Origin of the sequence: Bifidobacterium tibiigranuli (genome assembly GCF_022655035.1) — a bacterium.
In the GTDB taxonomy this organism is placed as follows: domain Bacteria; phylum Actinomycetota; class Actinomycetes; order Actinomycetales; family Bifidobacteriaceae; genus Bifidobacterium; species Bifidobacterium tibiigranuli_A.
In genome coordinates this window covers 34763-45605 of sequence record NZ_JALCUA010000012.1, presented here as the reverse complement: position 1 = coordinate 45605, position 10843 = coordinate 34763, and the positions used below count along the sequence as shown (strand labels likewise).

Genomic DNA, 10843 nt, shown 5'->3' with positions numbered 1-10843 from the left:
GGAAGCTAAGACCCAGCACGGCGATGGTACTGCGCTCGACAGGGCGTGGGAGAGTAGCACGCCGCCGCAATTATACTTCACACGAGAGGCCCCGGGGATCACACGATCCCCGAGGCCCCTTCGCACACCCAAACACAATGACGCGTTCATCCGAGTGTAGATGTATGCGCATAAGGTTATTCGGATAACTTACCATCTTGTATTACGATAGTGCGTGTATGCCGCGCAAAAGATACTGACGCGGCAGCGTAATTGTATGAAGGAAAGAACATCTATGGCCCAGAACTATCGTAAGCTGGCGGAACGGTTACGAGCACGGATTAGTTCGGGAGAATTTGCTAAGGCAGGCAAACTGCCCACTGAAGACCAGCTGATTGAAGAATACCAGACTACGCGGTATAGCGTACGAAATGCCATTGCATTGCTTGCTGAGGCCGGTGACGTGTTCCCAGTGCGGGGAAGCGGCGTGTTCGTCCGCGAGAATCGTGGTGCCGATTATCTTTCGGTAGGGATTACGCGCGGCATTTCTTCCGAATATCCCAATCGTTCGGTGACTTCCATCGTGTATGAGCTTGCGTTGATACGGGCTGATGCTGAACTGGCTCGACGGATGCATTGCGAGGAAGGAAGCCAGGCGTGGAAGGTCGTTCGTCTACGCCAAGTAGATGGGCATCCGCTTGCCTATGAAACTGCATGGTATCTTAAGGAATTCGTTCCTTTCATCAATGAGCAGATTGCTGAAGGGTCGCTGTTTGCCTATGCGCGCAACGATCTGGGATTGAATTTCGGATATGTTGATAAAGTGTTGTACGCTGGCAAACTTGACGCCGTATCTGCAAAGATACTGGGACTTCAGGAAGGCGACCCGGCATTGTATCTTGACGACGACTCATTCCTTACCAATGGCAGGCTATTCAACTCTTCACATATCGCCTATCATTACGAGAACACGCGATTCTTCACCATGACTTCTATGAAATGAGTCCACAGTGGCAAGGTATATGGTTGATAATGCTGTCGCAGGTTCAGCGCCGCATGCAATCATCATGCTTGATGTCGATGGGACTCTGGTCGATTATGAGAATCATCTGCCGGATTCCGCAGTGACGGCGATACGCAAAGCTCGTGGCAACGGGCATAGGGTTTTCATCTGCACGGGGCGTAGCAAGGCAGAGGTGTATCCGCCGTTGTGGGAGATCGGATTGGACGGCATGATAGGCGGCAATGGCAGTTACGTCGAATGCGACGGCCAGGTGGTGCTGCACCGTACGCTGAGTTTGGAGCAATGCCGTTGCGTGGTGGACTGGCTGCATGAGCGCAGATTGGAATTCTACCTGGAAGGCAATGACGGGCTGTTCGCGAGCGAGGGATTCGAACACGGCGCGCTGAAGGCGGTGCGGGCTTACAACGCTGCCAAAAGGCATGAGGAAGAGGGCGCTGCAATAACCGTGCGCAGCGTGTTTCCCGATATGATTTTCGGTGCAGAGCTCTATCGCTCCGATGTGAACAAGATCAGCTATGTGTTGAATGCATATGAGGACTCCCTTGTCGCCAAAGCGCACTTCACCGATCTCCAGCATGGCACATGGGGTGGCAAAGGTGCCACTGCCCTGTTCGGAGATATTGGGGTGAACGGCATCACGAAACGGTATGCCATTGACCGGCTTCTTGAGTATCTCGGTGCGGAGCGCACACATACGATTGCATTCGGCGATGCCACAATCGACATTTCCATGCTGGAATACTGTGCTGTCGGCGTGGCGATGGGCAATGCCTCGGACGATGTCAAAAATATGGCCGACTTAATCACCGATGAGGTAGGAAACGATGGACTGGCTCATGCGTTCAGACGGCTCTCTCTGATTTGAGACTTTCGGCATGCTTGTGGAGCGCACACGTACAGTTTGGGCAGAGACCCTTATGCACCCGAACGGAGCGTGTTGGAACGCGACGGAAGCGACAGGCGAGTTGTACGCTCTAGTATGTTTAGTTGTTTGAATAAATTTATCTTCGGCGTGTCGAATCATAGAACTATAGGCTGCTTTTGGCTTGTTCTCAGTGATTATTCATACTGATTTGCTATCGTCCTGCATTTGACAGATGCAGGAACAGCCATATACTTGGAAGCACAAGTTATTCGAATAACAAAGAATAGTGCGAATAACATATACAATCGCAAGGTGGCTTGAATTCCAATGGTGTGGATTCAGTAGCCTGCAATGCCCAAGGAAGGACCCCTTCATGAAGCAATGGCTTACTAACATCGCGCAGAAGGCGCTTGACTTGTTCGTGAAATTCGCGAGCACCAAAGCGATTACCGCGCTAAAAGACGGCTTTGTGCTATCCATGCCCGCTACGCTGGTTGGCTCGATTTTCCTCCTGCTGGCAAATCTGCCGATTCCCGGTTATGCCGATTTCATGGCAGGTCACTTCGGAGACAACTGGAACATCGGTCTCAACCAGATCAACAACGCCACATTCAGCATCTTGGCCATCATCATCGCCGTGGGAATCGGCTATTCCTACGCTCGTAACGAGAAGATGGACGGCATCTCCTGTGGTATCCTGACGCTGATTTCCTTCCTCATCGTTTCCCCCTCGACGCTGACAGTCACCAGCGACACTATCAAGGCCCTAGGTGACAAGACCGCCGAAGTCCCCGGTGTGCTCCCGACGGCGTGGGTGGGTGGCAACGGCATCATCTCCGCCATTATCATGGGCTTGATTGGCTCATGGGTGTACACCACCTGCATCAGAAAGAATATCCGCATCAAGATGCCGGATGTCGTGCCGGAGGGCGTTTCGAACGCATTCTCTGCAATGATCCCCGGGTTCTTCATCATGCTCTATTCCGCAGCAATCTATCAGGTGTGCAAGATCTTCGGTGGTGTTTCGCTCACTGAGCTTATCTTCAAAGTTATTCAGACGCCACTGCAAAGCCTGACCGACAACTGGGTCGGTGCCATCGTCATCGTGCTGCTTATGTCCTTGCTGTTCTGGTGCGGCATTCACGGGCCGAACGTGGTCTCTGGCATCATCTATCCGGTTCTCACTGCCAACTCCTTGGTCAACCAGGGCCTCATTGACAAGGGGATCAAGGTTACGCAGGCCAATGGTGGCCATTATCTCGTGCCGCAGCTCATTGATTGCTTCGCCAAGTATGGCGGCGTCGGATTGACCCTCGGCTTCATCGTATGTGGCTTGTTGTTCGCCAAATCCGCGCAGATTCGCGAACTATCCAAGTTCGCGCTCGCTCCCGGTATCTTCAACGTGAACGAGCCGATTATCTTCGGTTTGCCAATCGTGTACAACCCGATCATGCTCATTCCGTTTATGCTCGGCCCGCTGGTTGCCGTAATCCTCACCTACGGCTCTATGGTCATCGGATTCCTGCCCGCGTTCGGTGCCATGCAGGTGCCGTGGACTACCCCCCCCGATCATCTCCGGGTTCCTGCTTGGCGGATGGCGCGGCGTAGTCATCCAACTACTGATCTTCATCGCCTCTGTCGTGATCTGGTTCCCCTTCGTCAAGATGCAGGACCGGATTTACGTCAAGGAGGAATTGGCCAACGCTGAGGCTAACGCAGAAGCCGCCGCTGAAGCGTAGGCCATTTGCACGGCGCGATTCACGGCATGGGTGGTCGACTCTATGCGGCCGCCCGCGCCGGGTGAATCGGGTAAGGCGCTCCAGTGCCAGGTGCCTCAACGCCGCACGTGCCAACGCATGGCATTGCAACAATTAGCATAGTCGGGCGGCAACGCCGCCACCAATGAAAGGATAATCATGACTCATATCGTGTTGTGCTGCAACCAAGGAATGTCCACTTCGATTCTTGTCAAGAAAATGCGTGAAGCCGCCACTAAGCAAGGCATCGAAGTCGCTATTGACGCCTATCCGATTTCTGAAATTGAAGATAAGGCGCCGGATGCCGCAGTGATTCTGCTGGGGCCTCAGGTTCGTTTTGAGCTTGGCCGCGTCAAGAAACTGTTCCCGAATGTCCCTGCCGAGGCTGTGAGTCCGCAGGATTTCGGTTTGGCACGAGGAGAGAATGTGCTCAAACGCGCATTCGAGCTGATTGGAGAATGACGGCGATGACTGATGAAGAACAACCTATGGATATGGAAATTCTGTGCATGCAGATGATTGTGGAAGCTGGCTCCGCCAAATCGGATTACATGGAAGCTCTGCAAGCTGCCAAGAAAGGAGACTACGCAGCAGCCGAGGCGAAGATGAAGTCTGGTGACGAACATTACGCGATTGGCCATGAACGGCATGCCCATATGATTCAGCAGGAGGCATCCGGCGAATCAGTCACGATGAACCTGTTGCTCACCCATGTTGAAGACCAGATGATGGGTACCGAAACCATCAAGACCATGGTGATGGAGCTCATCGATGTCTACAAGCAGCTTAATGGCCAACGATAAGTCATATGACATGCGACATTTGTCGTATGCCGCACGACAGCTAAGGAGTTGAATCATGGGTTTTCCCAAGGATTTTCTATGGGGTGGAGCAGTTGCCGCGCATCAGCTTGAAGGTGCATGGAATGTGGATGGGCGTGGCCCAAGTATATGCGATGTGCTTACTGGCGGTGCGAATGGGGTGGCTCGCGAAATCACTGATGGTGTGATGGAGGGGAAGAATTACCCGAATCACCGTGGCATTGATTACTATCACACGTTCCGCGAGGATAACGCGTTATTCCGCGATATGGGATTCAACTGTTTCCGCACGTCTATCTCGTGGTCGCGCATTTTCCCCAACGGCGACGAGGAAGAGCCTAATGAGGCGGGGCTGCAGTTTTACGAGGAGCTGTTCTCGGATTACCGCGCCAAAGGCATGGAGCCCATCGTCACGCTTTCGCATTTCGAGATGCCGCTACATCTCGCCCGGATGGGAGGCTTCACTAATCGCAAGGTGGTGGACTGCTTTGTGCGCTTCGCCACCACGGTGATGGAGCGATACAAGAATCAGGTGACATACTGGCTGACTTTCAACGAGGTCGACAACCAGATGAATATGCACACCCCGATTTTTCCATACACGAATTCCGGCATCATGCCTGACCCAGACGCTTCCCCGCATGAGGTGGAGCAGAGTATTTGGCAGGCCATTCACAACGAGTTCGTTGCTGCGGCCATCGCCGTGCGCACAGGACATGAGATCAACCCTGATTTCCGCATTGGCTGCATGCTGTCCTTCGTGCCGATCTACCCGCAGACCTGCCGTCCTGACGATGTGATGCTTGCGCAGGTGCAAATGCGCGACCGATATCTGTTCGGCGACGTGTACACGCACGGCGAATACCCGAAGTACTTGATCAAGCGGTGGGAACGCGAAGGCTTCGACATTCATATGGAGCCGGGCGATCTGGAAATTATTCAAGGTGGCATTGTCGATTTCGTCTCTCTGAGCTACTACATGTCTACGGCTGTGAGTTCCGAAGGGGCCACATCGGTCTCGATGGAGCACAATCTCAAAGGACTGGTTCCCAACCCTTACATCGAAGCCACTGACTGGGGTTGGCAGATTGATCCGGTTGGGCTGCGCTATTCGCTATGTGAGATGTACGAACGATGGAACAAGCCGTTGTTCATTGTGGAGAACGGTGTGGGCATGTATGAAACGTGCGATGAGAACGGCTTCGTCGCCGACGATTCGCGCATTGCATACTTGCGCTCGCATATTGAACAGGTAAAAAAAGCCATTGACTTCGATGGGGTACCTGTGATGGGTTACACCGTATGGGGCTGCATCGATGTAGTGAGCTTCGGCACGGGTGAGATGAAGAAGCGCTATGGCCTGATTTATGTCGATGCGGATGACGAAGGCAACGGCACTTACCGCCGAAGCCGCAAGAAGTCCTCCTATTGGTACCAAAACGTTATCGCAACAAACGGTGAAGAGCTGTAGGATGCCTTCTTCGTTGAAGTGACTGCCCTTTTCGTGACGCTCATGTTGGCATGTGCGTCACGAAAAGGGCATCATGCGTTTGACGGTACATGGCATCCGCAATAACACAGGTCAGACTATGCCCCAAAAGCGCAATCGCAGTGTTCCGGCGCGCTCCATGACAAGGCGAGGCCATACAATGGGGGCACTTATATGTCCACAAGACTCGAAGGAGCGGCAATGAAATATGCGCCATTAGGAACTTCAGGCGTCACGGCTTCGCGCGTGGCCCTCGGCGTGATGCGAATCAATGAGAAGCAGCAGGATGAGGCCGACGAAATCGTAAAAACCGTGCTCGATGCCGGTGTGAACTTCTTTGATACGGCCGATTGCTATTCGGCTGGCGAGAGCAGTCGGCGTTTTGGCCAGGCTCTGGTCGATCTTGGCGTGGAACGCGACAGCATTTTCGTGCAGACGAAGTTCGGCATCTATCGCGATCCGGAATCGAATAACATCACTCGGTACGACTTCTCGAAGAAGCATTTGGTTGCGGCGCTCGACGATGAGCTTGAGAATCTGCAAACCGATTACGTTGACTTCGTGCTCTTGCACCGCCCGGACACGCTGGTGGATGTGGACGAACTCGCCCAGGCCTTCAATGAGCTGCAGACCAGCGGCAAAGTGCGTCATTTCGGCGTCAGCAATGTCAATCCGTGGCAGGTCGAACTGCTGCAGAGCGCGGTGTCGCAGAAGCTCGAAGTCAATCAGCTGCAGTTCGGGCTGGGCCACACCAATATGGTTCAGCAGGAGTTCCACGTCAATATGGAGGATGCGCCGAGCCTCGACCATGATGGTGGGCTGCTGGCTTACTCCCGGCTGCGTCAGATGACCATTCAGGCGTGGAGTCCGTTCCAGTTCGGCTTCTTCGAAGGCGTGTTTATCGATAATCCGAAATTCCCGGAACTCAACGAGGAACTGGATAAGCTGGCGAAGCAGTACGACGTTGGCAAGAGCGCGATAGCGGTGGCGTGGATTCTGCGTCATCCGGCGAAAATGCAGGTGCTGCTGGGGTCGATGACTCCTTCCCGCCTGACTGATATGGTCGCCGGCACCGAGGTGGAGCTGACCGCACAGGAGTGGTACGACCTCTATCTCGCGGCGGGCAACGATCTGCCGTAAGCGGGTGCCGTGCAATCGTGCATTATTTCACTCCTAAACGGTGCGTGACCTCGAACAAGATCATGTACCACGACAAGGCACAGGCCGAGCGCGCCGCCGAGGCCAGCTTCGCCGAGCGCGGCGTGCAGCTGTGGGTCTATCGCTGCGAATACTGCGGGGCATGGCATCTGACGCATCGTGACCCGGACACGGCCTTCGCGTATGGGGCTGGGCACGGTTCAGCGCACGGCTCTACACATGGATCTGCACAGGGCCGCCGCAAGCCTCATTCGCGCAAGCGAGGCTACAAGCCGCGCCGGAAGTAGGTCGTCCTTGCTCATCGGCTGTGTTCACCGAGAGAGGAGCCACGTTACCTGCGTTTGTTAGGTTCGTAAATAGAGATTGTGGCAGATGCCTATGATGCGCTGCCGAGGGGAATTTGCGCATCATATGTGGCATACGTGCGGCGATTACTGACCGAAACCGACCATGGCGATCGATGAAAGGCCTTGCACGACTATGACGAATGCGACGAATAGAGAGAATCAGACGGCAGAAGAACTGGCGACGAACGCCATCATGACGGGCAACGCCACAGGCGCGAGCATCGCTGCGGTAACGAACGAGATGGTCGCCGAGGAGGCTTGGCACAGCCTCAGCCCGGAGGCGACGCTGGACGCCCTGCACACCGCGGCGAACGGCCTGAGCAGCGAGGAATCCAAGCGCAGACTCGGCATCTTCGGCGAGAATGCGCTGGAAGCCGCCGTGCCGACACCCAAGTGGAAAGTGTTTCTGCTGCAGTTCAAAAGCCCGCTGATTGCGGTGCTTATCGTCTGCGGCATCGTCACGATGGCGCTGGATCATCATGTGGATGCCATCGCGATTTTCGTGGTGCTGCTGCTCAATGCCATCATCGGCTTCTATCAGGAGATCAAGGCGAATCAAGCCGTGCGGGCGCTGGCGTCGCTGTCGACGCCGACGAGCCGGGTGATTCGCAATGGGCGCGTGGCCTCGCTTTCGACGCCTTCGCTTGTGCCGGGAGACGTGGTGCTGCTGGAAAGCGGCGACCGTGTGCCAGCTGATTTGCGCCTTATCGAGACTAATAATTTGCGCATCGACGAATCGATGCTGACCGGCGAAAGCGAAGATGCCAGCAAGAACACCAAGGTAAGCGACCGGGATGCCCCGCTGGGCGACCGCAAATCGATTGCCTTCTCCGGCACGATGGTGACTGGCGGGCGCGGGCGCGGCGTCGTTGTCGGCACCGGATCGAACACCGAGCTGGGCGAAATCAACGATCTGGTCATCGGCACGCACGCCTCGACTCCACTTGAGCAGATCATGAGCCGCACCGAGCGCGGCATCGCGATTGCGGTCATCATCGTAGCGCTGTTCGTCTTCATCGGCGGCACGATCATCAACGGCAACCCCACTGATGCATTCCTTTCCTCGGTCGCACTGGCCGTCGCGGCAATGCCCGAGGCGTTGCCGATCGTGCTGACTGTGGCGATGTCGCTGGCGGTTTCGCGCATGGCCAAGCGCAATGCCATCGTGCGCACGCTGCCTGCGGTGGAAACGCTGGGTTCGGCTACGGTTATCGGATCCGATAAGACCGGCACATTGACGCAGAATCGCATGACAGTCGAGACGTGTTCGATCGGGGCAGCGCAGCCGCACGAATGCGTGTCTCAGGAGGATGTCGAGTCTCAACTGTGGAAAGACGACGTGGCGCGTTTGCTGCGAGCCGGCGCGCTGACCAATGAGGCGCATCGGCACGTCGAGGCATCCGGCGAGGTGCGCTATGGCGGTGACGCAGTGGATGTGGCGATGGCCCGTGCGGCCGACGAGATGGGTGCCGTCTCGCAAAGCGACCGCGACTTGCCGATTGTGTTCGAAACGCCGTACGAGCCGGAATTGCGCTACTCGATGACCATACGACGCAACGCCGATGGCAGCTACACGCAATATGTCAAAGGCGCGCCCGATACCGTCGCGGCCATGTGCGCGACGATGGCCGTTGAAGGCGGTAGAAATAACGGCGGGACTGGCGCGAATGTTGATGTTGCTGAAAGCGGTAGAAATAGCGGTGGAACTGGCGATCATAGTGCCGATGCCAGCAACGGCAGCGCGGCGGCCGAGCCAATCGACCTTGCCCGCATCGATGAAGTCTACGAGGCTATGGGCGGCAAGGGGCTGCGCGTCATCGGCGTGGCCATGCGTGAACTCGGGCCGGACGCCCGCCCGCAGGATTACCGTGAACCGGAATCGATGATTTTCCTAGGGCTTGAGGGGATGCTCGATCCGCCGCGTGAAGGCGTGCGCGAGGCGATTGCGCAATGCGCGCAGGCCGGCATCGAAGTCAAGATGATCACCGGCGATCACCCGCTGACCGCGCAGGCGATTGGCGAGCGGCTGGGGCTGCGCCACACTGACAACGCCATAACCGGCAGCGAAATGCTCGAAATGAGCGATGAAGTGCTCAAAGCCCGGCTCAAAGAGACTTCGATTGCGGCCAGAGTATCGCCGCAGGACAAACTGCGCATCGTGGAGGCCCTGCAAGACGAGGGCCATACCGTCGCAGTGACTGGCGACGGTGTCAATGACGCTCCGGCCTTGAAGGCCGCCTCCGTCGGCATCGCCATGGGCGAGTCGGGCACTGACGTGGCCCGCGAGGCCAGTGACGTGGTGCTCACCGACGACAATTTCGTCACCATCACGCAAGCGGTGCGTGAAGGGCGCGTCACCTTCAAGGCCATTCGTGGATCGGCCTTCTTCCTGCTCTCCACAGCGGTCGCGGCCGTGATCGCAGTTGGCGTCAATGTGATTGCCGAAATGCCGCTGCTCTTCATGCCGCTGCAGATGCTCTGGATCAACTTCGTCACCAACGGCGTGCAGGATATCGCGCTCGCCTTCGAACCCGGCCAGGGCGACGAGCTTTCCCGCCCGCCACGCAAGGCGAACGAAGGGCTGCTTTCGGCGGCTATGTGGGCCAGAACCGCGGTGTGCGGGCTGTGGATGGCCATCTGCATTCTCGTCATGTTCCGCGTGATGATCGACGATGGCTATGATGAGACGACCGCGCGGACGATGGCGCTGACACTATTGGTGCTCTTCAACTTCTTCATGTCGATGTCGGCGCGTTCGGAGAACATCTCGATCTTCCGGCTCAATCCGCTGCGCAACCCCTTCCTGCTGATTGCAGCAGTCCTCGCACTGATCGTGCACGCGAGTGTCATGTACATCCCGGCTGCCGCTGCAGTACTGGGTGTCGGCCCGCTTTCGGCAACGGAATGGCTCATTTGCTGGGCGCTGGGGCTGAGCGTGCTCGTCTTCAGCGAGGGGGACAAGCTGATTCGCACGCTGATGGCCAAATACGGCTACCATGGTGCGCGAAGCGGCCTGCGCGCCGCCGGTCACAAGGCCCGCCGCGGTGTGCTGCGCCTGCTGAACAACTCCTGAGGTCTGGGGCTTGGGGTCTGAGGCTCATGCGGCGCGTTCATTAATCAAGCAGGTTACTAGTACATTTGTCACGCAAACGACCCTATTCGCGTGATGTTTCTACTAGGACTGGCAGGTTACTAGTACGGTTGTCACGCAAACAGCCTCATTTGCGTGACAAAGGTACTAGTGGATGGGGCGCATGCGGCGCGTTCGGCCTCTGCCGGTGTTCTGCGACAGGACACCGGCAGCGAAACTTGACACCTACTTACCACTTAACTTAACACCTCTGGTTAGTAAGTGGTAAGTAGGTGGCAAGTTCAGGAGCCGGGCAAGCCGCTAAGCCACAAA

9 protein-coding genes are annotated in these 10843 nt (G+C 56.3%); all 9 read left to right on the top strand.

The window, feature by feature from the left end:
- Positions 1 to 274 precede the first annotated feature (274 nt).
- The 9 genes from LKK40_RS09665 to LKK40_RS09625 all read left to right on the top strand — a co-directional run bounded on the left by LKK40_RS09665 (position 275) and on the right by LKK40_RS09625 (position 10513).
- The gene (locus LKK40_RS09665; RefSeq protein ID WP_273221803.1) at positions 275 to 982 is read left to right on the top strand and encodes a GntR family transcriptional regulator; all 708 of its coding nucleotides are present in this window, start codon (positions 275 to 277) and stop codon (positions 980 to 982) included.
- A 64-nt stretch (positions 983 to 1046) separates the two neighbouring features.
- Complete coding sequence (locus LKK40_RS09660) at positions 1047 to 1868, top strand: HAD family hydrolase (RefSeq protein ID WP_304310392.1); 822 nt, start codon at positions 1047 to 1049, stop codon at positions 1866 to 1868.
- 373 nt (positions 1869 to 2241) lie between these two features.
- Entirely contained in the window at positions 2242 to 3576 is a 1335-nt protein-coding gene (locus LKK40_RS09655) for a PTS sugar transporter subunit IIC (RefSeq protein ID WP_304310391.1), read from the top strand.
- A gap of 208 nt (positions 3577 to 3784) precedes the next feature.
- Positions 3785 to 4087, top strand: a complete 303-nt coding sequence (locus LKK40_RS09650; protein WP_304310390.1) for a PTS sugar transporter subunit IIB — start codon at positions 3785 to 3787, stop codon at positions 4085 to 4087.
- A 5-nt stretch (positions 4088 to 4092) separates the two neighbouring features.
- Complete coding sequence (locus tag LKK40_RS09645; RefSeq protein ID WP_304310389.1) at positions 4093 to 4428, top strand: PTS lactose/cellobiose transporter subunit IIA; 336 nt, start codon at positions 4093 to 4095, stop codon at positions 4426 to 4428.
- A gap of 55 nt (positions 4429 to 4483) precedes the next feature.
- Positions 4484 to 5917, top strand: coding sequence for a 6-phospho-beta-glucosidase (locus LKK40_RS09640; RefSeq protein WP_304310388.1), 1434 nt, complete (start codon positions 4484 to 4486; stop codon positions 5915 to 5917).
- Positions 5918 to 6136: 219 nt separating this feature from the next.
- On the top strand, positions 6137 to 7075 hold the full coding sequence (locus LKK40_RS09635; protein ID WP_304310387.1) for an aldo/keto reductase: 939 nt from the start codon (positions 6137 to 6139) through the stop codon (positions 7073 to 7075).
- A 17-nt stretch (positions 7076 to 7092) separates the two neighbouring features.
- Entirely contained in the window at positions 7093 to 7380 is a 288-nt protein-coding gene (locus LKK40_RS09630; protein WP_304310386.1) for a hypothetical protein, read from the top strand.
- Positions 7381 to 7573: 193 nt separating this feature from the next.
- Positions 7574 to 10513 (top strand): cation-translocating P-type ATPase, encoded by a 2940-nt coding sequence (locus tag LKK40_RS09625; protein WP_304310385.1) that lies wholly within the window; start codon positions 7574 to 7576, stop codon positions 10511 to 10513.
- Positions 10514 to 10843: the final 330 nt, after the last annotated feature.